This window comes from Bacillus nitratireducens, assembly GCF_001884135.1.
In the GTDB taxonomy this organism is placed as follows: domain Bacteria; phylum Bacillota; class Bacilli; order Bacillales; family Bacillaceae_G; genus Bacillus_A; species Bacillus_A nitratireducens.
Map to the genome: position 1 here is coordinate 47,592 of NZ_MAOC01000069.1, position 25,758 is coordinate 73,349.

General features: G+C 35.3%; 25 protein-coding genes and 1 pseudogene. 4 read left to right on the forward strand and 22 right to left on the reverse strand.

The genetic code is table 11. The features are described 5' to 3' along the window. Positions 1–14: 14 nt before the first annotated feature. From BAU23_RS18145 to BAU23_RS18155, 3 genes are read right to left on the reverse strand one after another with little or no spacing between them, the layout of a single operon-like run. On the reverse strand, positions 15–1,004 hold the full coding sequence (locus BAU23_RS18145; protein ID WP_000382211.1) for a 5-oxoprolinase subunit C family protein: 990 nt from the start codon (positions 1,002–1,004) through the stop codon (positions 15–17). Next, positions 995–1,708, reverse strand: a complete 714-nt coding sequence (gene pxpB, locus BAU23_RS18150; RefSeq protein ID WP_016129803.1) for a 5-oxoprolinase subunit PxpB — start codon at positions 1,706–1,708, stop codon at positions 995–997. The genes BAU23_RS18145 and pxpB overlap by 10 nt, the downstream gene beginning before the upstream one ends. A 14-nt stretch (positions 1,709–1,722) precedes the next feature. Continuing rightward, positions 1,723–2,475: an IclR family transcriptional regulator gene (locus BAU23_RS18155; protein WP_016129804.1), complete on the reverse strand. Its 753-nt coding sequence runs from the start codon at positions 2,473–2,475 to the stop codon at positions 1,723–1,725. Between the two features lie 252 nt (positions 2,476–2,727). Between BAU23_RS18155 and BAU23_RS18160 the strand changes: the two genes are divergently transcribed. Next, complete coding sequence (locus BAU23_RS18160; RefSeq protein WP_071734934.1) at positions 2,728–3,141, forward strand: hypothetical protein; 414 nt, start codon at positions 2,728–2,730, stop codon at positions 3,139–3,141. 57 nt (positions 3,142–3,198) lie between these two features. Here the strand turns inward: BAU23_RS18160 and lepB are convergent, their stop codons facing one another. Together lepB and BAU23_RS18170 are read right to left on the reverse strand one after the other, a co-directional pair. Further along, complete coding sequence (gene lepB / locus BAU23_RS18165) at positions 3,199–3,750, reverse strand: signal peptidase I (RefSeq protein WP_000856369.1); 552 nt, start codon at positions 3,748–3,750, stop codon at positions 3,199–3,201. 23 nt (positions 3,751–3,773) lie between these two features. Continuing rightward, positions 3,774–4,451 (reverse strand): copper homeostasis protein CutC, encoded by a 678-nt coding sequence (locus tag BAU23_RS18170; protein ID WP_000889676.1) that lies wholly within the window; start codon positions 4,449–4,451, stop codon positions 3,774–3,776. Positions 4,452–4,638: 187 nt separating this feature from the next. Here BAU23_RS18170 and BAU23_RS18175 point away from each other — a divergent pair, with 187 nt between their 5' ends. Then, positions 4,639–5,109 carry a hypothetical protein gene (locus BAU23_RS18175; protein ID WP_071734972.1) on the forward strand — a complete coding sequence of 157 codons (471 nt, stop codon included), beginning with the start codon at positions 4,639–4,641 and terminating at the stop codon, positions 5,107–5,109. Positions 5,110–5,332: 223 nt separating this feature from the next. On the opposite strand, the gene BAU23_RS18180 is transcribed toward BAU23_RS18175, so the two are convergent. The 7 genes from BAU23_RS18180 to BAU23_RS18215 all read right to left on the reverse strand — a co-directional run bounded on the left by BAU23_RS18180 (position 5,333) and on the right by BAU23_RS18215 (position 11,816). Next, entirely contained in the window at positions 5,333–6,481 is a 1,149-nt protein-coding gene (locus tag BAU23_RS18180; protein WP_001218373.1) for an acyl-CoA dehydrogenase family protein, read from the reverse strand. Between the two features lie 154 nt (positions 6,482–6,635). Continuing rightward, positions 6,636–7,268 (reverse strand): YdcF family protein, encoded by a 633-nt coding sequence (locus tag BAU23_RS18185; protein WP_000662233.1) that lies wholly within the window; start codon positions 7,266–7,268, stop codon positions 6,636–6,638. A gap of 332 nt (positions 7,269–7,600) precedes the next feature. Beyond that, positions 7,601–8,188 (reverse strand): GNAT family N-acetyltransferase, encoded by a 588-nt coding sequence (locus BAU23_RS18190; RefSeq protein WP_000452000.1) that lies wholly within the window; start codon positions 8,186–8,188, stop codon positions 7,601–7,603. A 159-nt stretch (positions 8,189–8,347) separates the two neighbouring features. Continuing rightward, positions 8,348–8,728, reverse strand: a complete 381-nt coding sequence (locus BAU23_RS18195; RefSeq protein WP_071734935.1) for a VOC family protein — start codon at positions 8,726–8,728, stop codon at positions 8,348–8,350. 90 nt (positions 8,729–8,818) lie between these two features. After that, on the reverse strand, positions 8,819–9,334 hold the full coding sequence (locus BAU23_RS18200; RefSeq protein WP_000069876.1) for an SRPBCC family protein: 516 nt from the start codon (positions 9,332–9,334) through the stop codon (positions 8,819–8,821). Between the two features lie 29 nt (positions 9,335–9,363). Further along, complete coding sequence (locus BAU23_RS18205; protein WP_000014568.1) at positions 9,364–9,708, reverse strand: ArsR/SmtB family transcription factor; 345 nt, start codon at positions 9,706–9,708, stop codon at positions 9,364–9,366. A gap of 779 nt (positions 9,709–10,487) precedes the next feature. Further along, positions 10,488–11,816, reverse strand: coding sequence for a YjiH family protein (locus tag BAU23_RS18215; protein ID WP_071734936.1), 1,329 nt, complete (start codon positions 11,814–11,816; stop codon positions 10,488–10,490). Between the two features lie 240 nt (positions 11,817–12,056). On the opposite strand from BAU23_RS18215, the gene BAU23_RS18220 reads away from it, so the two are divergent. Further along, positions 12,057–13,871, forward strand: coding sequence for an S-layer homology domain-containing protein (locus BAU23_RS18220; RefSeq protein WP_016129809.1), 1,815 nt, complete (start codon positions 12,057–12,059; stop codon positions 13,869–13,871). Between the two features lie 46 nt (positions 13,872–13,917). On the opposite strand, the gene BAU23_RS18225 is transcribed toward BAU23_RS18220, so the two are convergent. From BAU23_RS18225 to BAU23_RS18265, 9 genes and pseudogenes are all read right to left on the reverse strand, one after another. Beyond that, a complete protein-coding gene (locus BAU23_RS18225; protein ID WP_071734937.1) occupies positions 13,918–14,796 on the reverse strand; it encodes an aminoglycoside phosphotransferase family protein in 879 nt (292 codons plus the stop codon). 23 nt (positions 14,797–14,819) lie between these two features. Next, positions 14,820–15,281: a DUF2691 family protein gene (locus tag BAU23_RS18230; protein ID WP_000820208.1), complete on the reverse strand. Its 462-nt coding sequence runs from the start codon at positions 15,279–15,281 to the stop codon at positions 14,820–14,822. Positions 15,282–15,513: 232 nt separating this feature from the next. After that, positions 15,514–15,948 carry a ferritin-like domain-containing protein gene (locus BAU23_RS18235; protein ID WP_000282810.1) on the reverse strand — a complete coding sequence of 145 codons (435 nt, stop codon included), beginning with the start codon at positions 15,946–15,948 and terminating at the stop codon, positions 15,514–15,516. A gap of 295 nt (positions 15,949–16,243) precedes the next feature. Further along, a complete protein-coding gene (locus tag BAU23_RS18240) occupies positions 16,244–17,611 on the reverse strand; it encodes an FtsX-like permease family protein (RefSeq protein ID WP_071734938.1) in 1,368 nt (455 codons plus the stop codon). A gap of 23 nt (positions 17,612–17,634) precedes the next feature. Continuing rightward, positions 17,635–17,757: pseudogene (locus BAU23_RS18245) on the reverse strand (bacitracin ABC transporter ATP-binding protein); the annotation flags it as partial. 23 nt (positions 17,758–17,780) lie between these two features. Further along, complete coding sequence (locus BAU23_RS18250) at positions 17,781–18,965, reverse strand: ABC transporter permease (protein WP_071734939.1); 1,185 nt, start codon at positions 18,963–18,965, stop codon at positions 17,781–17,783. Positions 18,966–18,967: 2 nt separating this feature from the next. Further along, a complete protein-coding gene (locus BAU23_RS18255; RefSeq protein ID WP_071734940.1) occupies positions 18,968–19,642 on the reverse strand; it encodes an ABC transporter ATP-binding protein in 675 nt (224 codons plus the stop codon). Then, positions 19,639–20,733 (reverse strand): efflux RND transporter periplasmic adaptor subunit, encoded by a 1,095-nt coding sequence (locus BAU23_RS18260; RefSeq protein WP_071734941.1) that lies wholly within the window; start codon positions 20,731–20,733, stop codon positions 19,639–19,641. The genes BAU23_RS18255 and BAU23_RS18260 overlap by 4 nt, the downstream gene beginning before the upstream one ends. A 262-nt stretch (positions 20,734–20,995) precedes the next feature. After that, complete coding sequence (locus BAU23_RS18265) at positions 20,996–22,177, reverse strand: YhgE/Pip domain-containing protein (RefSeq protein WP_000475894.1); 1,182 nt, start codon at positions 22,175–22,177, stop codon at positions 20,996–20,998. Positions 22,178–22,347: 170 nt separating this feature from the next. Here BAU23_RS18265 and BAU23_RS18270 point away from each other — a divergent pair, with 170 nt between their 5' ends. Then, the gene (locus BAU23_RS18270) at positions 22,348–22,965 is read left to right on the forward strand and encodes a TetR/AcrR family transcriptional regulator (RefSeq protein ID WP_001205696.1); all 618 of its coding nucleotides are present in this window, start codon (positions 22,348–22,350) and stop codon (positions 22,963–22,965) included. 55 nt (positions 22,966–23,020) lie between these two features. On the opposite strand, the gene ppsA is transcribed toward BAU23_RS18270, so the two are convergent. Continuing rightward, on the reverse strand, positions 23,021–25,627 hold the full coding sequence (ppsA, locus tag BAU23_RS18275) for a phosphoenolpyruvate synthase (protein ID WP_071734942.1): 2,607 nt from the start codon (positions 25,625–25,627) through the stop codon (positions 23,021–23,023). Positions 25,628–25,758 lie beyond the last annotated feature (131 nt).

The following is a 25,758-nucleotide window of genomic DNA, read 5'->3' on the forward strand; positions in this document are numbered from 1 at the left end:
TTTTCCTCCTAATCTTAGCTTCGTAAAGCGATGAATTTCTTTAATAGACTCATACTTGTTTCCTGTTCTATATACAATTGTGCAGCTTCTTCCATAGTTATTTTTTCAAAAGTTACATAGTCTCCTGGTTTCAGCTGCGCTAGAAGAGGTAAATCTACTGAAATTACATTTCCAATTCTCGGATAACCACCTGTCGTTTGTCTATCCGCCATTAATATAATAGGCTGTCCACCATTCGGTACTTGAATTGTTCCGAATGTAACGGGGCTCGATAAAATTTCTATCTCTTCAGCTCTATTTAAAACATCTCCGTCAAGCCTATATCCCATTCGATCAGCATAATTGGATACTTTATACTCTTTCGAAAAAAACGACTTTATACTTTCTTCTGTAAATTGATCATATTCAAAGTCTGTTATGACGCGAAGAATAGGATGCTTCTTATATTTTGGTAAAGCGTCATTACAAATTGCCCACTTCGTTTTTATACGCGCTTCTTCTTGTAAGTTTTGAATGAAACGACTCGCAACTTCTGCCCCTGTACCAATTTGAAAATAATCTCCTTTTTTCAGCATTCTCCCTTCGATACCGCCAAGAGCAGCACGTATGTAAGTACTTTTACTTCCCATCGTACAATCAATATTTATACCGCCCGCAAAAGTCACATATGCTCTGCAACCGCTTTTCGCTTTTCCGAGGCAAAGCATGCTTCCTTCTTCAGCTAATATAGGGCGCCATAATGGAATGCGCTCTCCATTTAATAACGGTTCCATATCTGCACCGCCAATTGCGAGCAATGTCGTTTTCTTTATTAACAATTTAGGTCCCATTATTGTAATTTCGAGTCCCGCCTCATTCTCTTCATTACCTACTAACATATTAATTATCCTGAGCGCATTCTTATCCATAGCACCGCCAACAGGTACACCGTATTGTTGATAATGAGATCGTCCTAAATCTTGGACTGTTGTAAACATTCCTGCATGCAAAACCTCTACATCCATTCTTTAGCCCCCTCAAGCGATACGTACTCTTCCTGTGTTATTGGTATAAATCGTAAATACATACCACTTTGAATATATGTTGGTGTTTCTTCTTTTGGATTAAATAGAGAAATAGGTGTTCGGCCGATAATATTCCATCCTCCTGGTGTTTCAAGCGGATAAATACCCGTTTGATTTCCGCCAATCCCTACTGAGCCAGGAGCAATTTGTAACCGTGGTGTTTCTTTTCTAGGTGTTTCTAGTTCTTTTGATAATCCCCCTAAATAAGGGAAGCCTGGCGTAAAGCCTAACATATACACGAAATATGTTGTTTCACTATGTATTCGAATAACATCCTCTACTTGTAATCCTTGATAATGTGCAACCTCTTCTAAATCAGGTCCATATTCTCCCCCGTAACACACTGGTATAGAAATATGTTTCACATCTCGGTTCACTTCTTCTTTATAAGAATCACACAGCTCCCGTATAAACTGGCAAACGTAATCATATGGTCTTATATTTCTATCATTTTCCTTCCATACTTCGTATAAATTGTAATAAACCGCTAATGAAGTAAACGACGGAACGCATTCAACCATTCCTGCAAACGGATGTTGCTGCAGTGCTTGAAATAGTCGTTGTACTTTTTCGTATATATCCATCCCAATTTCTTCACCAAATGTAACAATAATTGCTTGATCCCCTAACGCAGAAAATTTCATCCCACTCCCTCTTTCTATGCCAAAAAGCCGAGTTCTTTCGAAATGCGGTTCGCTGTTTCTTTCACTTTCGCAGTAAAATACGTAATGTTACTTTCGCTATACTCAATTGCCAATCCCGAAATACTAATGCCTGCTACAACCGTTCCATCACTTGCAAAAATTGGAGCTGCTATAGCCGCTGTATGATTTTCTAATTCAGAATAACTAATTGTATATCCAGCTTGTTTTGCCATATGTAACACTTCTAGTAAATGCTCCTTATTCACAATCGTTCCATCTGCAAACTGCTTTAAATCCGTTTCCTCTACGTACTTTCTTTTCTCTTCCTCAGAAAAATACGATAGTAAAATTCTCGGACATGCCCCCGCATAAAGCGGTGCTCTTCTTCCAACCGCCGTATAAACACGTACTGGCTGAACTCCTTCCATCTTCTCAACGTAAATTGCGTCATTACCATCTTGAATAATTAAATTTACTGCTTGCCCTAAACTATCCCTAAGCTCTTTCATATAAGGAATCGCAATATTTCTTACGGATAACCTTTGGGAAACAAGTTGACCAAATCGTAAAAAAACGACTCCGAGACGATACTTGCCCTTTTCTGTTTTTTGTAAAAAGTCCATTTCTTCTAACGAACCAATTAAACGATAAACAGATGTTTTCGGCATATTCGTAAGCTGAACCATCTCTGTCAAACTTAGCTCCTCATGCTCATAAAACAACTCTAAAATATCCATTGTCTTAACTGCCGTTTTATTTATACTCATCCTATCTCCTTTTCGTTCCGAATTTCGGAACTTCAATTCCGTTTTTCGAAACAAACATATAATTTAAAATTATAAAATATTCTTTCAATTCTATCAATATATTTTTCGCGTATATTATCCGATATATTTTGTCAGTAATTTAAAAAACGTAAATAATTAAATACATTTGTAAATTTTCACATTAAGTTATTACATTTTTAATATGTTTATTTATTATAGTATATGTACAATAAAATATAAGGAGTGTTTCTTTTGAAAAAACTGCTAGTAATCCCTGCAATTATGTTATCTTTTTGTATAAGTTATAATGTAACATTTGCTACAAATGAAGATACTCATTCAAACTCTCCAATCGCTCAAAATCATAATATAGCGAATGAAGAAATTCATTTTTTTGGATCAAGTAATTCTGGATTTGACTATTCTAATGAGAATGACTTAAGTGTTTTTGTGAAAAATATAGGTGATTCTCCTTTTAATTACACTTTATATAACGCTAAAGGTTCTTGGATGATTGACGGAACTTTAAAACCTGGAGAACAAGCTATAAGTGAGTTCAGTATAAATTGGAGTGATTGGCTTCCTGACGGTGAATACAAGATTAAATTTAGAAATAATGATGGTTCTCTTTCAAAAGTTCAAATTATAGCAAAACCAAAAATTTAAATAAGTAGGACACAAAAAAAGTATGGAAGATTATATTTCTCCCATACTTTTTTTGCTTTATAACGCTCTCACTTGTTTCAACGGCCAGAAAACAGCTTGTCCTTTTCCGACAATTTCATCTTCTGAAATAAACCCAAACATACGACCGTCTTTTGAAACTTCACGATTATCTCCTAAAACAAATACTTGGCCTTCTGGTACTTTCGTTTTCCCTGTGATTTGTTCTAACGTAAAGTCTGGAGTTAATACACGGCCCGCTGCCTTTTCTTTAAATTCTTTTAAATACGGTTCTTCCATCGCTTTTCCGTTTACATATAAAACATCATCTTTATACTCAACTGTATCACCTGGTAAACCAATTACTCGTTTTACTAAATCGTACCCTTCTTTTCCATGGAAGACGATAACGTCAAAACGTTCTAATCCGTTTATACTATAACCAATCTTATTAACGAGAACTCGCTCATTATTTTCTAAAGTTGGCATCATCGACTCACCTTGTACTAATGACGGCGTAAATAGCACCCCGCGAACGATAAAGGCAATCGCAAGTGTAATACCTATCGTTTTAATCCATGAGATCAATTCTTTCTTCGTATTTGTCTTCATCGTCTCTCCTCTTTCTTACATATTTACTTTATTATTTCAACTAATTCTTGTACTAACTTTAGGTCAATTTCAGAAAAACATGACTTATCTTCTCTAACCGCTGTACCTACATGTGCCTGCGTAATTCCAGTCTCATCTAGCAATTGTTTTACATTCTCTTTCGTTACTCCGCTTCCGACAACAAGCTGTATATTCCCTTCACTTTCCTTTTGCATCTCTGTAAGTACCGGAATATTATCTACTACATTTCCTTGTCCACCTGAAGTTAACACGTGAGTAACTTTATTGAATTTCTTCAAAACTTTCATCGCTTCTACTGGATTTTCTGTATCATCTATCGCACGGTGATACGTTACATTTATTCCATCTACAACAGATAATAAATCTGCTAGTTGCTCTTCATCAACTTCATTTTGTTCATTTAACACACCTAATACAACACCAGCAGCCCCTAGATTTTGAGCAACTACAATATCTTCTTTCATCATTTCAATTTCTTCTTCCGTATATGTAAAAGACTTTGCATGCGGACGAATCATAACATGAACTGGTATTTGCACTGCTTCTACTGCTTTTTTTATAAAAGCATAGCTCGGTGTTAAACCACCTTCTGTATATGATGAAATGAGTTCAATTCGATTTCCACCAGCCTTTTCAATTCGCTTCACATCTTCTAAACAAGTTGCAATAATCTCTAGCATGAGATAACCTCTTTTCGTGCTTTTTTCTTATTATACAGTAGGTGAAATAAGAAACATAGCATTCCACTATAAAACTATAAAAAGAAGAATGAAAAGAAAGATTTTTCAAATTGATAATAAATGTCATATATGTTATGTTTTTCTTGGGATTATACATTATTATATTTTTATAAAAGGAGATACATATATACTTCTTACAAAAAAACAGTTCGTTATCTCTAGTTCATTTATTGTAATTACATCACTTTGCGCGATTACTTTTTTAACAAAACCAAATACAAAACTAGATTCCTCAACTTCAAGTATAGAAACAGAAACAGTTACCCTTTCATCAAGCAATAAAGAAGAAACCCGAACATTTCATTCATCTTCATTTAATAATTCAACTGTATTCAGAGGTGGCACAGGTACTGGTTTTGACTTTAGCGGCCAAGGTGACTTACATATTACAATTAAAAATACTGGTACAAACAGTTTTACTTATTCAATTAAATTCAAAGAAGATCGTTTAGTAAAATTCACGTTACAGCCAAATGAAAGTAAATCCTTTACTTTACGTTCACTCATCGCCAATCCTTTACCAGGTGATTATTCATTATTTGCACATAATCAAGACGGTTCTGAAAGTAGTATGAATCTTGAAGTGCAACCCCAATAGAACAAAATAAAAAGGCTATCCTCTTATCAAAAGGGTAGCCTTTTGATTTTGTAAAACGAGAGCTTTCTCTCCTTTGAACAATGACATACTACATGGAATTATATCAATGATTTTTCGAATATATCTGTCTCAACTCTAAATATATCAATGATTCAACATAGAGTATCAATTCACCGACAACAAAAAGTCTGCTCCAGAACGGAACAGACTTTATATTTCTTCATTACGACCGAAACGCCGCATCCGCCAGCATAGATAGTGTTGCATCATCCATCGGCGGATTGTGTAGTCCTGCTCTGACGTTTAAATAATAGCGATGAAGCGGATTTTTTTCTGATAAACTTTTCGCGCCTACGATGCGCATTGCTTTATCTACAATAGATATTGCCGCGTTCGTGACAACATATTTCGCTGCTGCTAGTTCGGCTTGCAATAATAATTTATCTTCTGCCTCATCGTATTTTTTCGCAATTTGATATAAAAAGACGCGAGCTTGCATAAGCTCAAGTTCTAATTCTCCAACTAATCTTCTAACATTTGGTAATAAACTTATAGAATGATTTAAACTGTTTGGCTTGTATGATACCGCAAACTGAACTGCATAATTTCTTGCTGATTGCGCAATTCCTAAATAACATGCTGGTATATGTAGCAACCAGCCAATACCCTTTTGTTTCACTTTCCCGCCCCATACATCCGTAAAAAAGCGGTTCTCTATCTCTACATTTTGTAAAACGAGATCATGGCTCGCAGTTCCTCGCATTGCGATACTATCCCACGTTTCTTCAATTGTTACGCCTATCGTATTCTTCGGAATAACAAACTCTCCGATTTCTTCTCGGCCTTCAATACTTGCTGAAATGATAAAATAATCAAGTACTGGTGCCATTGTCGTAAACGTTTTTCTTCCATTTATAATCCACTTCTCACCTTTTTGGACAGCTAACGTCTCTGGTTTCCCGCCGCGCGTAGGACTCCCCGTATTCGGTTCTGTTGCAGCTCTATTAAAAAGCGCGCCATTACGCACTTCTTCACAAAACCAAGTGAACATTTCTTCATTCCAAGAATGATTTTCAGCTAACTCTTTTACGATGCCAAGATGCCATCCAATCGATAATGCGGTAGCACCGCAACCTTCTGCTATTTTCTCTTGAAATAAAACGAAGTCATATAAAGAAATCGCATTGCCTCCCACTTCTTTTGGCAACGTTAATTTCGTATATCCGATATCTTTCAAATTATTAATATTTTCATACGGAAATGCTCCTAATTCACTTAGTTGATGCTCCCTTTCCATGAACTTCGGAATCAATTTATTTATTTGTTCAATAATTAAAGATTGTTCTTCTGTTTCAACAAATGAGAGTGCCATACTATAATCTCCTTTTATGTTCGATTCATAAACCTTTCATTTTGTCATTATGATTATATGAAGCTACCTCTCTATTGTTTCACTATTCCGATAAAAATACAATGTTTTTGAACAATAAGAAAATCCCCTATTAAAGATAGGTTCTTTCCTTATATTAATCTCCTTTCAATGCCTTTAATGGCAATGAGGTTACATATCCAATATACGAGCATAATTCTTTAAAAAAGAATGGAATCTCTGTATCTAACGTTTTATACGCTGACGTTGGAGTTGGTGATGCATACGCTTCAATTTTAATATGTTTTGCAATTCTCATCGCACGTTTCATATGAAGTGGATCACTTACAATCGTATATGTGCGTATTCCGTTCTCTATTCCAACTTGCTTTGCATTCTTCAAATTATCCTCTGTGAAAAGGGATTTTGTTTCAATTAAAATATCCTCTTCTTTTACACCATGTTTCATTGCATACACTCTAGCAGTACGAGCTTCTTCAAGCTCTGCCTCAAACTTTGTACCACCTGTGAAAATAATCTTTTTAATATTACCGTTCTTATATAATGAAATTGCATGATTAATTCTCTCTTTAAATACAGGAGATGGTTTTCCGTTCCATGAAGCTGCTCCCAGCACGATACCAGCATCTGTCTTCATTCCATCATCTGTTTTAAAGCGATAACTCCAAATATCGTAAGCTGCATAACTTACATATAAAATAATAGAACAAATCATAAGCAAGAATACTTGCAAGATTCTTCTTTTCTTACTCTTCTTATTTTCTTTCATTTATAACTGCCTCCGCACATCATCCATACTTCTATATAAAAACGTATATATCAAATCATTTTGTTTGAATTTGTTTAAAAGAAGGAATTTTTCTTGTCATATATATTCATTAAAGGGTTTTCATTTAAAATTGAGGATTATCAATTCATTTTTCGTTTGCGGTTTTCATTACATTTATGTAATTTATAAGTTTATTACCATACAACTACATTGTAACGAATTTTTTATCATAATGGAATGATGAAACAAAAGTAAATAAAAGAAGTAACTGTTTTGTAAGAAAAAAGGTATATTTTTCAACTAGACGATCAATACACCTTTCTTAATATAAATTATCGTTTTTCTTTATACGATTCTAATTTTTCTAATAACCGTTCCTTTACGGCTGGCCATTCACTTGCAATAACACTGTATACAACTGCATCTCTAACATGCCCACTCGGTAATTTTCTTTCGTTTCTAAGTACACCCTCTTTTACTGCGCCGAGTCTTTCAATTGCTCTTTGTGCTTTTTCATTTCGTGCATCCGTCTTAATTTGTACTCTCCGCATATGCAACTTTTCAAAAGCATATTGTAATAACATGTACTTACATTCTGTATTCATACTCGTACGTTGCACACTTGGGTCATACCACGTTTTCCCTAATTCTACCGTCTTATCTTCCACTGAAATGTTATATAGGCGTGTACTCCCTACTATTTCATTCGTCTTTTGATCCACAACAACAAATGGTAAATCCTTCCCTGCCCCATAAGCTTTTATCGCCTTTTGAACATATTGCTGCATATCTTGAACAGTATCCATTTTAGAGATTAAATACGCCCAAATGTCTCGATTTCCTTCCACGATTGAAAACATTTTTTCGACATCATTGCTATCCATTAACCGTAACTTTGCTCTTTCGTGAATTACTTCCATTTTTAAGCCCCCTTTGTTGTAACTATATCATACTCTATTAACATTTAATCGTTATATAGGAATATAAAATTATATTTATGTTAAGGAATATAATATATTTTTAAAATAAAAAATGCGATGCCTTTATTCAAGCATCGCACTCATAAATTGAATTGAAACTTACTTCTTTTCCATTACTGCAAAATAATTATTTTCGCTATCTGCAAAATTAAATATTCTACCTGAAGGCATATTTACAATTTCTCCGACTGTAACGTTTTTGTTTACTAAATCACTATATAAACTATCGAATTCTTTTGAGGAGAACATTAAAGAAGGTGTACCAAGATTTAACTCCGGCTGCATTTTAGCAATTAGCTCCTTATTATGGAGAATAATACTTGTTTCAGCTTCTTTAGTTGGAGCAATTTCAATCCATCGCATTCCTTGACCGTTATCTTCCTCTGAAATTACAATAAATCCTACTTTTTCTGTCCAGAATTCCTTCACTTCATCTTGGTTATTTACATACAACATGATTTGACCAACATTATTAATCATTTATTTTAACGCTCCTTTATAAACAATTTTTATTAAACTCCATACACTTACATCTAATTATCACCGAAAATAAAGTTGTGGTACAAAAATCTATTTCAGCGACTCCAATCGCTCGTTCAAACGATCCCAAGTTTCGGTGATACCTTGTAGCATGCCCATGTCCATAACAGTCTTAAGAGCTTCTTCGGAAACATATTCTGCACGGTTTATTAGCTTTGTCTTTCCACCTAAATCGATGAATTCCAATGTCATCTCGGTTGACGGCATAGAATCATTTACATTGCCTTCAGCATCCGAAAAGTAATCGGTGTAGACAATTTTCTCTGGCTCAATAATCTCTTTATAAATTCCTTTGCCCCATGATTCCATACCAAAAAATTGCCCCAGGTTCTGATCAACACACTTCATACAGTAGTGCCAAACGCCTCCCGGACGGAAGTCGACAGTGCATGCAGGAACTTCCCAGCCCCTTGGTCCCCACCAGTGTTTCAAATGCTCTGCCTCTTTAAACATACTGAATACAAGATCACGCGGCGCATCGAAAACGCGCTCCAGTACTAATACCCGATCGTTCTCTACTCTCGATACCATTGTATTGTTTGACATTTTAATTCCTCCTTAAATATGAACTGATTTTATGACTTTTCCTTGTTTTGCAATTCCTTCAAATACTCATCTAAATTATCGAATCGCTCTTCCATCACACGCTTAAATGACTGCACCCAACAATCCAGTGCTTGGAAAGGCTCAGGTCGGAGCTTATAAATCCGGCGATTAGCTTCAGCCTGCACTTCCACAATCCCTGTATCGCTTAACACTTTTAAATGTTTCGAAGTTTGTGGTTGCCTTAATCCCAAATGTTCGGCGATTTCCCCAACGGTTAAGGGACCGTCACGCAAGAGTTCAACGATATTCATACGATTCGGTTCAGATAAAGCGCTCAACGTCGTCATATTCACACCCGGAATTTTCCCCGACATATCACTCACCTCGTTAAGTGATGGTCTCCGGTTATAACACATCAATATCATCACTAATATTATTTTCCTGTTGAATTAATTATACCCAAAGAGGAATATTCCCGTCAAGGAATATTCAAAGCTAAAGTAATATCAAATCGTTACTTAATAATAAGAATGGATTAAAAACATTTCACAAACCTATGTTTTACGATAAAGTGATGCTTTAGTCAGTGGGTTTGGGGACAATTTCCGCGAAGGCTTTGTTTTTATTTGCTCCAAGAAAGCTTTAACACTTTTAATACTATTTAACGCTATAGTATTTTTTGTCATATTTTTATTTGATAGGTTAGGTGCCTTAGTCGGAGCTATAACCATTGGAAAATGGGGAAATACAATAAACAAAATGAATATCTTAAACGGTTCGGCCTTTTATCGAGCAATTATTTTTATGGTTAATCATTTTGGTTTTTATTGGTATATTTATCACTTCTATCTCTGTATGCTATAGTTACTTACTTCAAATCTAAACCCCTGCAATATTAATGGAAAAAGTAATTACAATGGTGCACGGCGCCATGGTTATTTCACCTACATTAGGTTCACTTTTAGCCCTATGGATAAAGTTTTTCTACTCGCAGGAGTTTTAATCACAAATATCGGTATAATTATATATTTAGCTAATACGTTATTTATGAAAAAATCATCTAGAGTTACTTTGGAACATAATTAAAGTTATGCCATTTTCTGATTTGAATAATCAGAAAATGGCATAACTTCAGAAACTTAACGCTACATGTTTAAAGTAACAAATAAGCAATCGGCGTAATAATTAGCAACGTTAATATCGTTCTTTGTACATAGAGAATAATAAGTTCCGATACTTTTAACGGAATGTCTGTCGATAAAATACAAGGAATGGAAGCTGAGAAAAACAATATAGATGATACCGAAACAACCGCAATGACAAGCTTTGTTACAAGTGGTGCACTTACAACTAAAAGAGAAGGTAAAAACATTTCTGCGATACCAACGGATGCCGCTTTAGCAGCTAGTTCCGCTTCTGGAAGCTGTAAAGCCCATGTAAATGGATAAAAAATATAACTAATCCAATCAAATATTGGCGTAAACTTTGCTAAGACGATGCCAATTAGTCCTACTGACATAATCGATGGTAATATTCCCATCGTCATTATAAATCCGTCTTTTAGGTTCACTGCGATATTTTTCATAATGCCCGGTGCAGATTTTGACACTTCTAATGCATCTTCCCAAGCACGTTCTAGCATTTTTTCTTTATAAACAGGCTCTGGGAACCCTTCTTTCGTAATGTATGTATCTGGTTTTCTACTAAGAGGCGGGATTCTTACGGTGATAGCGGTCACGATGAATGTTACAACAAGAGTAGTCCAAAAATAAACATTCCATAAATGCATAATGTCTAATGTTTTTGCGATGATGATCATAAATGTAGCGGATACTGTAGAAAAACCTGTAGCGATAATTGCTGCTTCTTTCGTCGTATACTTTCCTTCTTTGTACACGCGATTCGTAATAAGAAGTGCAAGCGAATAACTCCCCACAAAGGAAGCAACCGCATCGATTGCTGAGCGCCCAGGTGTTTTCCATAACGGTCTCATAATCGGACGACAAAATGTGCCGATAAACTCAAGCAATCCATACCCGACTAATAACGCTAAAAATGCCGAGCCAATTGGTACGAGTAAACTTACTGATATAACTAACTTCTCATACAAAAACGGTCCAACATCTGGCGCAAAGAACCAAGCTGGTCCTACTTTCAAACAATATAATACTCCAAAAACAACACCTACTATTTTTAAAATAGAAAAACAAATATCTACAATAGATACATTCCATTTCTTCGTATAAAATGGATAAATCGCACCAATTATCATTACAAGTAATGCGTAATACGGTACTACAGAAGGAACTGAAGTCCGAATCCACGATACGATATGATCAATCATAATGGACGAAGCACCATTTATCGTAACTGGTACGAAAAACATAAACACCCCTACTAAACTAGCAAGTATAAACCGAAGAATAATCCCCTTCTCTCGCCCTGTCTTAATTACATTCCTTTTTAATTCAATTTCACTCAAAATTCGACACCTCCTATTATCTAAATATTCTGTATAATTATATTGAATTCCTCCTTATTGATCGAAAATTAAACAAGTAATAATCTTACTTTTTCATTGTCAATCTCCAAAAGTTATCATATAATGTTCTTCGGGAATGTTACATATACATATTAAAAACATATAATTAGTAACGGACTATTTTCTTTTGTTAATTTATTCATTAACTTAACATACATAAAATTAAAGGAGAATGTACAATTGAAAACAATAAAAATAACTATGGCAAGCGCACTGCTACTTGGTGCTATCATCGCTCCATCTAGTTCTTTAGCTGTGAGTGAAACTGTAACACAAGAAAATAATGCGCAGTTGGAGATTTACGAAGACGAAGACGATTACTACTATCAGTTTCCTGATGTTATGGGCTGGGCAAAGCCGTCCGTTGATTATTTAGTAAAGAAAAAAGTCTTATCTGGCTTACCAGACCGTACATTTGGACCTAATCTTGAAATCGATAGAGCTTCTGCCGCAATTATCATGGCAAAAATATTAAACTTACAAATAGACGCTTCAGCTAAGCCATCATTTAAGGACTCTCAAGACCATTGGGCTACTCCTTATATTGCTGCAGTTGAGAAAGCTGGGATTATTAAAGGAGTAGGTAATGGGAATTTCAATCCTTCTGGAAAGCTAACGAGAGCTGCTATGGCTTCTATGCTTGCTCATTCATATAACTTAGATAAAAAATCTACTGAACTATTACCTACTGTATTTCAAGATTTAAAAGGTCACTGGAGTGAAAAGTCGGCCAATCTTCTTGTTGCTCTTGGTATTTCAGCGGGTTATGGTGGTAGTCATTGGTATCCAGATAACACTATTACCCGTGCAGAAGCTGCAAGTTTAGTTGCCCGCACAGACCAATCGAAAGATAAAGAAATTAAATTAAAGCAAGTTACTATGAAACAAAATTATTTTATTTATCCTGAATCCTCTCTTCATTCAGGTATACTTGCTGAATATGCACCACAAACCGTTACTGTATTTGATGAATCTGAAAACGGATGGATTAAAATAGCTACGGATCATGGGTTAAAGTGGACACCATTACAAGAAAAACAAATGTATATTGATATAAATTTTGTTACCTTTGATAGACCGTCAAGAACAGGATACGTGGTTGGTAAGTATCCCCCTCAAACTGTAACAGTCGTTGAAGAAAATAGTATCTGGTTAAAAATTCGCACTAGCGAAGGTCTTCAATGGATGAATCCATACTTAAAAGAGGGTGAAGGAAAAGAACTAACATACATACCGAGAGAATTTTTCGCTTACGATAGCCCTAGTTTTTCTTCTAGAGTATCTGGAAAATATGCTCCACAAGGTGGCATAGAAGAATTAGCTAAGAGAGATGACGGATGGGTACAAATTCGTACAGATAAAGGTCCAAAATGGGTAAATATGTCTTATCTCTTACGTCCAAAGCTTCTCTTAAATGTTCCTGCCATTAATCAATTACCGGAACTACAAAAAGGAAGTACAGTTGTTTCACTGCAAATGCTTTTAGAATACTACACAGGACGTTCATTAAATAAAGTAGAATTTGCTAATCAAATGCCATTTGATACAACGCGACAACAGATTAATGGAGATGGAAAAATTACAGTTTGGGGTGATCCAGACATTGGATTCGTTGGTGACGTAAGAGGAATAAGATATGGTTACTCTATTAACCCAGCACCATTGAAACAATTACTTGATAAGCATGCAAGAGGTACAGATTTAACAGGACAGGATTTCTCTGTATTAGAAAGCTATGTACGTAATGGTAAACCAGTTGTAGCGTGGGTAGGAAACAGAATAACTGCTCCGCAACTAGAACACACTTGGCAAACACCTCAAGGAAAAACCGTAAATGGATACAGAAATGCACATACTATTATCATAACTGGTGTAGATGATCGTAACATTTACTATAATGACCCATTAGAAGGTAAAAAAGACCAACCAATGGTAAAATCCCGATTTGAGCACAGTTATAATCAAATGGGTAAAAAAGCTTTAAGTATCGATTAATAAAAAAGCCTATTTTGATCGCATGATTCAAAATAGGCTTTTTCTATTACATCCCATACTCATCAACAATTACTTGAATGACACGATACGATTCTTCTGCCACTATCTTATTACTAGTCTTATTCGCATCATATGTAATTAACGCCTTCCAAAGTGCCCATCCTCTCGCTCTATTCCACGCTTCTTCATCTATATGCAATACTTCTTTAAATACGTTTCTACTATTCTTATCAAAAAATGTCCATGCCATCGCTGCATCACAAGCAGGATCTCCCACTCCTAATATACCAAAATCAATTACGGCACAAAGTTTTCCTTCTTTAACAAGTAAGTTCCCTGGCGCTACATCTCCATGAACCCAAACTGGTTTGTGGTCCCATGTTGACCTAAGTGCTAAATCCCAAAGATGCTTTAATAATGTCTCATCAAAAACGTCCTTATTATTTTCGATAGCATCTCTCGCTTCTTCATCGTATACAGATATAAGCCCGCCTCGGTAAAAATTATGTGCTCCAGCTATTGGTCCGTTACTCGCATCAATTGATTGTAACTCTATTAAAAATGAGCCTAAGTCCGCCGCAAACTCATCTAAGTCACGAACATTTTCTTTCGTAACCGTTTCTCCCTCTATCCACTTATTAATGGACCAAGGCAATGGATACGCTTCAGACGGATTTCCTTTCGCAATTGGTGTAGAAATTGGCAAAGAAAGTCCCTTACTTAATATAGGAAGCCAACTATTTTCTTTCTCTACTTGTGGTGCATATGCCGCATCACTTGGCAATCTTACACTCATCTTATCCCCTAAGTGAAACGTTCTATTATCATGCCCACTAAACTTTACAGGTTTCACTTCTAAATGTGCCCATTCAGGAAACTGTTGTTGTATTAACTTCTTAACTAAACTTACGTTAATGAGATTCATTTACTTCCCCCTTTATATACCTATCACACGGATAAACGCGTTCTACCGTCATTTTCGTCTGTAACATATTCAACATAAAACCCTTGATCAATTGCGTTTTCATACATCAATTCAATCGCTTCTTGGTCTTTAGCGTAAACTGTGACGTATGTACAATCCGCAACTAGTAAAACTAATTCACACTTACTCTCTTTAAATTCTTCATATGTTTCAATATCTACTACTTCCTCTCCTTTTGGATACGCTTTTAAATCTGCAAAAATAACATAATATATATTGCCTTTAAATAATCTTTTCAAATCTGATCCTTCCACTATACTTGGTTCTTCTGGAAATAATGCCTCATCCAATCCACCACGTGCCGCTAAGTACGACTCCTCACTCCCCACCCACCAATCAAATGAAGTAATATCGATTGGCTTTAACACTTTCCAAAGTAGGTTATCATATTCATTTGGAATATCTACTGTAATTCCTCTTTTCATTTATTTGCTCCTGGCTTATTTATTTTCGTTTTCATTTCATACATTATATACCAAATTCAACTACTATATTTTGTCGATACCTATGTAACTTGTATTTCACCGCGAAAAAACCGTCCCACTACTTATGAAACGGTTTCTTTCTGCTTATATTTAAGTTTTTCATTCAATTATTGCACTGCGTTTTAAAATAATTTCTAATATGTTCAACACATCAGCCATTCATTTTTAACACTCACTTCGACTTCACAAAATAATATAAAAACCACACCGCATGATTTTGTTCATCTGCAGCTATTCTGCGCAATAACTCTTTCATAGATGCATCTGCTGCTTCATCTGAAATTTCCAAGTAAAAATCTACGGTCTTTTGCTCATCTTGTATAGCGAACTCTAATCCCTGTAAGTACGTATTAGGGCAATTTTCCGTAATCTGTGGTTTCGGCTGTCTGCCAGTTAAATTTGTATAGATTTGTACAAAATGATGAAAATGCCTTATTTCATCATTACGGATCTCAAGAATTTGTTTTTGTTCTACTTGACTTGGAGCCATGTTAGCTAATTTTGCATAGCAGCTTATAGCGCTATACTCTCCGTTTATAGCTTTTTCAATATCACTAATTAGCTTATCATTCTGTCTATACCAATCATCATAATTCGAATTATACATCGTATCCCCTCCATTATTTCGCATAACATTTTATGCATTTCGAAATAGTAGGAGCATGTATACATAAAAGAACAGTATGGACTCATTCTTATAGCCCTTTTACTCTAATCCTTTTAAAACATTGAAAAAGCCTAACCATCACTACTTTCATTTCCTATCGATTGAATATTCTATAATGATTTCACAAAAAAAAACGCTTCACTACTAGTGAAACGTTTTTATCTTTTAAATGTTTAATTCAGTTTTATTTCCTCTTCTTATTTTATTGACATCACATCAAAAAATGTATTGATTCTTATTTATACACAATTTTAAAATACGAATAAACAGTTAACACATAATACCCAAAGTAAATTACACAATATGCACCACTACTAATTAAAATAGGAATAATGATATTATATATAGGCATGTTGTTTATTATCGGTATCGCAAATAAGCTATGAACGAGTCCGACTATTAGAGGTGAAATAAAACTAAAGCTAACTTGTTTCGAAATTGACTTTCTTACCTCTTTTTTCGTAACACCTATTTTCCGAAGAGTTTCATAATATCTCTGATTAGCATACGCTTCAGATAATTGTTTATAATATATAATTGAACCTGTCGCCAACACAAATATTACCCCTAAAAAACTTCCAATAAATAATGAAACTCCATACAGTTGCATAAAATCTCCATTTGTTTCAGATTGTCCTACATAATAACCTGCTGCGACTGTACTAATTGCCGTTAAAGCTGTAGCGCTTAATATAGCAATTGTTGCAAGCAACTTAGCGTTCCCTTTTACTCGGTATAGTAATTGCAAAATGTTTATTATATTTATACCGCTATAAAATATTTCTCTTTTACTTCTAATTTTCTTTAATACAATAACTGTATAAGAAGTGAATAGAAGATATGTCCCAAAAACAACTACAAACAAAATAAAAACTGGAATCATTATAGGGTTTATTATAGGGTTCATAGGATCAATAGGATTCCGCACAATATTTACTACTTCACGGAAGAAGCCTGCTAATATATATCCTAATCCCATTAAAATAAGACCTATATACGCCCTAAGTACCGAACCTTTTGGCATACGTTCTCCTTGATGATTAGCTTGAAACATTTCAATCAATGGAAATTTATAAATGATGCGAGAGTTTTTCCATGCTGTATATAATAAAATAGATAAAAATACGATGAACGTGTCTATTATTGCTTTTATAGATAACTCGAAATGAATAGTTACATTTAATTTCATTAAACTCATTAGCAGTTCTAAAAATAACTTGAAGCTCACACTACCAATCAGTATGCCAACTACTAAAGCAACGCCTCCCATTATCATAGTCTCACAAAATAACATCGTACCAATTTGTTTTTTAGTTATTCCTAGTAAAGAATATAATCCTACCTCTTTTTTTCGTTTCCTTATAAAAAAATTAGTAGAATAAATAATAAATATGGCTATAAAAATAATGAGAATCACTTTTGAAGATTGAAGAACGCTATTAATCATCACATTATTAACCATTTCTTTTTTTATTTGAGTACTATATCGAAGTGATGCAAATATAAAATAGATAAGCACACTTGAAGCTAACGATACAAAATAGAGTATATACTCTTTAAAATTACGCCGTATGTTACGTTGAACTATATCAAATAAATTCATTTATCTTAACCTCCAGAAACTATTGCTGCAAACGTATCATGCGTTACCATTAAAATCGTTGAGGTCTCATCTTTATTTAATGACTTCATACTTTCTAATAAATCTGTCGCTGTTTTAGATTCCAGTACTCCAGTTGGCTCGTCCCCAATGGTTCGTAACCACACTCTTCCTATTCATATCGCAGACACTCAATCGGATCCAATTTAGCTGCTTTATTAGCCGGAAGTATGCCAAAGACAATACCAATTGACATCGATATTCCAACTGAGAGTAATCCAAGACTTACAGAAATAACTAGTGGCCATTCACCTATTGATGAAGCGATCCAAGCAAAAAACATACCTAATCCAAAACCAATCGCCCCGCCTAATGACGTTAAAATACATGCCTCGATGAGAAATTGTGTTAATATTTTTCCTCTCGTTGCACCGAGTGCTTTTCGAATACCTATTTCACGTGTACGCTCTGTAACGGATACTAACATAATATTCATCACACCAATACCACCTACAAGTAAGGAAATCCCAGCAATACTAGCAAATACTATTTTCATCGTTCGTGTTGACTCTTCTATTTTTTGACCATATGCTTTCGTATCCTCGACTGTAAAAGAATGCTCAAATTCTGGGGATTTCAATTCATTCAATACAGATATAGCTTGTTTTTCTACAGCCTCTCGCTCACTTGGAGAAGATAACTTAATTTTCACTGTATCGTATTCCTCAATCCCTGCAATTAAAGGTGCATTGTCAATAGATGTATATCCTTCATACAATTTAAATTGACGTTGAAAACCGTCTTCATATTTGTACACCCCGACAACCTTATATGGTTTTCCTTTTATATCTATATATAAATCATCTTTCCAGGTATCAAATAGTGTTTTAAATAAATCTTCAGCTACAATTACAACAGGAATTGGCTTTTTCAGTTCATCCGTTGTTAACTCTCGCCCATGCACCATTTTCATTTTAGAGTCCTGCATAAAGTTTCCTGTTCCCACATTTAAACTAAAAGAGACATTTTTTGATCCTGTATATACTTTTACATCCATATGTGCATTGGGATACACATCTTTTACACCTTGTATCGCTTGCAATTGTTTTACCATATCTGGTGTGATTTTTGCTTTTTCTGTCGGAGAATCAGGGTTGAAGTATTCTATTTTAAGTTCATCCATATGCTGATTCTCTGCAAGTTCCTTTTGCATCTTTGCAGTCTGTCCATCTCCCATTGAAATAATGGTAATAATTGCACTGATTCCGATAATAATGCCTAGCATTGTTAATATAGATCGCATTTTATGCGCAAAAATAGAAGATATGGCCATGCGTATATTTTCATTCGTATTCAAATTTATTCTCTCCAATCTTGAACGATATTGCCGTCACGGATTTCAATTTGACGTGCTGCTGCTTCTCCGATTTCACGATCGTGAGTAATCATAATAATCGTTGAACCTTGTTTATTTAATTCGTAAAAGAGGTCCATAATTTGTTCACTCGTTTTCGTATCAAGTGCACCTGTTGGTTCATCTGCTAAAATAAATTTCGGATTATTTACAATTGCACGCGCTACAGCAACACGCTGTTTTTGACCACCTGATAACTCACTTGGAAGATGAGTAGCACGGTCAGCTAACCCAACTTTCGCTAGAGCAGCTAACGAACGCTCGCGTCTCTCTTTTTTATCAACTCCTGCATAAATAAGTGGTAATTCGACATTTTGAAGTGCTGTAAGCCTTGGTAGTAACATGAAATTTTGGAATACAAATCCGATTTCTTTATTACGAACGTGTGCAAGTTCTGTTTCAGACATAGTTGAAATATTTTGACCAGCTAGCTCATACGTACCTGCAGTTGGTTTATCTAAACAACCGATAATGTTCATTAAGGTTGACTTACCAGAACCTGATGGTCCCATAATGGAAGTGAATTCTCCCTGGTTCAGTATTACATCGATTCCATGTAATATTTGGACGGACTCCGTACCGTTTTGAAAAGATTTCGTGATGCCTTTTAAATGAATCATTTTATGTTAACCTCCATACCATCTTTTACATTTTTCATAGGTTCAGAGATAATTTGTACACCTTTTTTCACTCCAGAAACTTTTGCTTCATGATTCGTTTCAAATTCAACCGTAACTACTTGTTCTTTCGCTTTTCCATCTTTGACAACGAATACAACATCTTTGTCACCTTTTTTCACCATACTGCTTTTCGGAACGATTGTACCAGTTGCTTCACCTGTTTTGTTTGTCACGTTTACGTGGAAACCGTTTTGTAATCCTTCACTATCGTTTAATGTAACAGTGAATGGATAGCTAGAAACTGTTTTGTTTTCATCCATATTCTTTAATGGTGTAGATCCGATTTCTGTAACTTTTCCGGTCCACGTCTTACCAGATATAGTTTTGGATGAAACTGTTACTTCTTGCCCAATTTTTACACTCGCAAGCTCATATTCAGACAGTTGACCTTTTACTTTAAATGGACCAGCGTGACGAAGTGTAATTCCACTCATACCAGCATCATTATTTTTGACGATGTCATCAATTACACCATCAGCCGGGCTCGTTACAGAAAGTGTGTTTACTTTCTCTTTTGCTGCTTTAATCATTTCATCAGCTTTTTCTACTTCAAACTTTTTCATTTCAAGTTGCGATTCTAATTGTTGTACTTCGATTTCTGATGCTTTTAACGCTTCCTCAGGAAGAGCAGAATTTTTATCTTTTTTTAGTTTCTGCTTCGCTGTATCAATTTGTTTCTGATGCAGTGTTACTTCTTTTTGTGCGATTTTCTTTTGCATTTCCGCTTCTGTTACACCTTGTTTAGTAATAGGGTCATTATATTTAAAAAGAAGTTGCCCTTTTTTTACTTCATCACCTTTTTTAACAGCTAATTCATACGTACCTTTTGTTGGGTCGAATGAAATTGTTTCTATACCATTTGGGATAACTTCGCCACCTAATTTTTGCTCATTCTCTATTTGTTTTTCTGTCACTTCATATGTTTTATAAGTTTTGACCGGTTCAGATTCTCCTGCAAATGTCATATACGATCCGACTCCTAAACCAATTGTTATCACACCAACGATGAGTAATTTGTTTGCTCTTTTCATATTATCCTCACTTTTTTTATTCAATTTATTTTTTAAAACAATATACAAACAATGAAATTAATTTTGTTTCAAACAACAATCTTCTATAACAACACACGCTAACATAAGCTCTATTTCCTCCTTGACTTAACGTACATTTAGAATAGAAAAAACTATTAAAATAAAAAGTAGGATAAACTTTAAATTTTTATTAAATTTTTAAGCTCCCTTCAAATTTCAACATAAAAAACCGCTTCACTACTAGTGAAACGGTTTTTATTCCTTACATATTTAATTCATTTATCTTCCCCTTCATCTCACTACGCTTTAAAGCACTTCCAAGTACGATAACCATACTCACTACACCAATCCAAACGAGTACAGTAAGAGGTGTATTCCAGCTTAATCCTTTGCCGAAGAAGAATATTTCTCTAAGTCCTTCAATCATAAATCGCATTGGCAACCATGCGTACACCCAATCTTGATAAAACGGTGACAACATTTCAGGTGCTAACGATAATAACGGTGCTCCGAAGAATAGTAAGAGAGCGAATAAACCGATTCCCTTTAGTCCGACTAATGAAAGTACCGCCGATATCATTAAGAAGAAGCAAAAGGACGTAATAGATAGAAACAGTGCCGTATCGATGAAATTTGAAATGTTAAGTCCTACCATACCATCCGCAATCCATGTAAGACCGAACCCAATAACAAGTGCGGCAATTGCGCCTGTTACTATTTGCTTTAGTTTTAATACGAAGTTTTCTTTTCTTGTACCTACTGGCATTTTACTTATCGCAATAAAGATAATTGCTGCACTCGCTAAACTTGCAATCCATAACGGCTGGAATAAAGACATTGGCGAGTTACCGTTCGCACTATTTTTTCCGATTTCATTTACGTTTGTCACTTTCTTTGCAATAGGTGTTACTACATTTGAAACTTGGTCTGCTGTTAATGTAGCTCCTTTTGCTTTCAATCCTTCTAATAGTTGTGTGCGAACAGTATTGTTCATATTATCAACGATCGCATTTAACATTTGTCCTGCCATAGTTGATGCCGCTGTATTCATTCCTTGATTGATGAATATTTCTACCTCTGGTGACGATGGCTGTGGTGTTCGTAATGATGCTTGTTTTGTGCTAAAGTCTTTCGGAATAACTAACGCTGCGTAATACTCTTGATTATTTAAACCTTTTTGAACCGCTTCTTTATTTTTCACTTCTACCCACTTCACCGCAGGTTCTTCATCTGATTTTGATGTCTTTTTCATATTATCAACAATCGTTTGCCCCATGTTCATTTTCGGTTGATTCGGAATTTCTACTCCTTGATCCTCATTTACAATTGCAATTGGCAAGTTTTTCGGCTGAGGTTGAACAGTTGGAAATAACGTTAATGAAAAAATAAAAACAACAAGTAGTGCAATAACTGGTGATACATATAAAAGTTTATTTTTAAACATTTTCTTTTCTCCTCCTATAATTTGATTTATAATAACCAACAACGTGTTGTTTATTTATATTTGAATTATATGTTCGAGTTGAACCTTATACAATAATCAAAAATCGTGAATGTGTCGGTTATAAGACACATCCTTGAAATGTGTTGGCTAAAAAGAAGGAGGGACATGCTTTGCGTGATAGTAATTTAGATTTACGTGTTGTTCGTACGAAAACTGCCATACGAAATGCATTGGTGGAATTAATTGAAGAAAAAGGTTTTGACGCCATTACAGTGAAAGATATTACAACGAAAGCAAACATTAATCGCGGTACTTTCTATGCGCATTATCAAGATAAATTTGATTTAATGACGAAATGCCAAGAAGAAATTATGTATGAGTTTTCTAGCATTGCCAAACAGAGATTGCCTGAAGTTATTGCTGATCTTGGGTCAAATCCTTCCCCAACAATGCCGTTTATACTTATCACTTCTATTCTTGAATTTCTAAATGAAAATAGTGATTTTATGAAAGCTGTATTAAGCCCAAAAGGAGATTTATCTTTCCAAACAAAACTGAAAGACTTTATGTGGAAAACGCTATTTGAAGATACGAATGGTCCTCTCATTAATAAGAAGAATTTACTTGTCCCAAGCCAATACTTAGCTTCTTATATGGCATCTGCTCATATTGGTGTTATTCAGCAATGGTTAAATAACGGGCAAAAAGAAACACCTGAAGAAATTGCTCGTATTTTATCAACAATCGCAGTTCATGGACCTTTTTATGCGGCTGGCTTAAAAAAATAAGTCCGCTATATAATAAAAGATCATCCACTATAATAGCGGATGATCTTTTATTTCATTACAACACTTCAATGTATCCTTCAGTTCCATGTACCCGAATTCGTTGTCCGTCTTTTATTCGTTTCGTAGCATTCTCTACTCCGACGACTGCTGGTAATCCATATTCACGTGCAATAACTGCCCCGTGCGTCATCAGTCCGCCAACTTCGGTGACTAACCCTTTTATAGACACAAACAATGGTGTCCATCCAGGGTCAGTAAAGGCAGTAACTAATATATCTCCATCTTCTAAATTCGCATCTTCCATATTTAAAATAACGCGTGCTCTCCCCTCAATCACTCCTGAAGAAACAGGCAGCCCTACGATTGCTTCAGCCGGGAGATTTTCTCGTTTGTACTTCCCAGTAATGATTTCTCCATCAGACGTGATAACACGCGGAGGCGTTAGTTTTTCATATAATTTGTACTCATTTTTCCGTTTATGAATAATCCCGTAATCCAGTTTATTCGTGCGGACGACTTCGTGAAGTTCTTCAAAAGTTAGATAGTATATATCTTCTCTTTCATTAATAACGCTATTTTGCACGAGTTGCTCGGCTTCTTTCAATATTGCCTGCTTATATATGAAATATCGATTAATCATGCCGTATTTTGGATATTCACGATAACCGATAAAATTACGGATGTTACGAATCATTTGTTTCGTCTCTTCTACTTTTTGTTTGCCATCCGGCAAATGCTGCAATCGATCTAATAACTCTTCCTCTTTTTTCAAAGCTTCCTGCAGCCCTACTTCAAATTTCCGCTTACTAGCACCCATTTCAAAATCTCTTATGTTATTTAAAATCATCGGGATAATTGTAGTTGGCTTTTCACTCCAGCGTGTTTTCGTAATGTCGATTTCTCCGCTGCATCTCATTCCGTATTTATTCAGAAAAGCATAGATTGCATCTCGTACTTTATCTCCACCTTCAAACGTAACTAGCTCATCTAAAAAGCTGTCATCTTCTATATGCTGTAAATACTCAATGACTTTTGGATATGGCCGAATCACATCAGCAACATCCAATAATGCTAGCCCCATTTCTGACGTAATATTGTTTTGTACAGACTGTGAAAGTGTGTCTGCTGCATTCTTTTCGCCTAGCCATTGCTCCATCTTTTCATTGATCCATGATGAAGCGTCCATACCTGCCATAATGACGGCTATACTTTGTGGGTTGAATAATACTGTTCTTAATTGCTGGATGTCTTCCAAAATAAAATCAAATACATCCACCCCTGATTTTGTTTGCATATTTCGTTTTAACTCTTCAAGTGATGCTTGACTAGTCTTTATTAAATCCGTAACGATTGCCGGATCGTTTTCGATTTGTGGTTGCGAGCTTGCAGGTGGCACACTTTTACCAACACTCTTTTCTTTTTCATCATCCGGTAACAATGTAATAAAATCATCTCGCTCGACTACAGTCGTTAATGCATCTCTTATGAGCGGATCCGATTTTCCTAAAGTATTTATTAAGAAATCTCTGCTAGCAGGTGAAGCTAATCTTTGTGTAGCATCCACAAATAGCCTTCCTCCCGCTTTACGCATAGGAGCATTAGTCGTTAACAGGAAAAAAGATAACCCTAGTGGTTTCATTGCATCGGTCATCATTTGTTGGTGACCAACCGATACATACACATGATTTTCCTGATCATTTGCTTCTGGAATTGGATATAAAGTCGTGATTGGTCGGCTTTGGACAATATAAAATGTATCATCAACTAAACACCATTCAATATCTTGCGGACAACCAAAATAAGCTTCAATCTGTCTTCCGATGCGTGCTAGCTGTAATATTTGTTGTTCAGGTAATGTTTGAAGCTTTTGCTGAGCTGGTTCAATCTGCCCTGTCTCTGTTCCGCCCTCTTTTAAAGCATAGATAGCTAATTTTTTAGTCGCGATCATCGTTCCGATAATTTCGCCTTCTTTTACTTTATAATTATCGGCAGAGACCAGTCCTGATACTAACGCCTCACCAAGCCCAAAACTAGCATCAATTGATAACACCTTTCGGTTAGAAGTAACCGGATCAGCAGTAAATAAAATGCCCGAAGCCTGCGGGAAAACCATTTTTTGAACGACAACACATATAGAAACTTGGCTATGTTCAAAACCATTTTGTATTCGGTACATGACTGCTCGCTCTGTAAATAAAGAAGCCCAACACTTTCTTACATGCTGCAGGATCGCTTCTTTTCCGATAATATTTAAATACGTATCTTGTTGACCAGCAAACGAGGCATATGGTAAATCTTCAGCCGTAGCACTAGAACGCACGGCATAAGCATGTTCGTTTCCAAAACGTGAGAGATAATGAGTAACTGCTTTCTCAACATCGGAAGTAATTTTTACTGCCATAATGGTTTCTCTAATCTTCTTACTGATTTCACCAATTTGATTTCGGTCCTCAATTTTTAGCATTGTTAATTGATTCAACAAATCTTGAAACGCTTCATTTTGTTCGATGGCCTTTTCATACCCTACCGTTGTAACACAAAAACCTTCTGGCACTTGTATCCCTTGAATGTTGGATAACTCTCCTAAATTCAATCCTTTTCCACCAACGAGAAAAAGCTGCGTTTTTTCTATTTCCTGAAAATCGAGAACGAAAGAACTCATTTAACATCTCTCCTTACTAGTCATGTGTTCTTGATTGTAGCAGTAGTAAATAAGAATAAACAGTCTATTTCGAACTTGATTTACATGATATAATTAAGTTAGGAAGGGATAATTATTTTTATTTCTCCCCC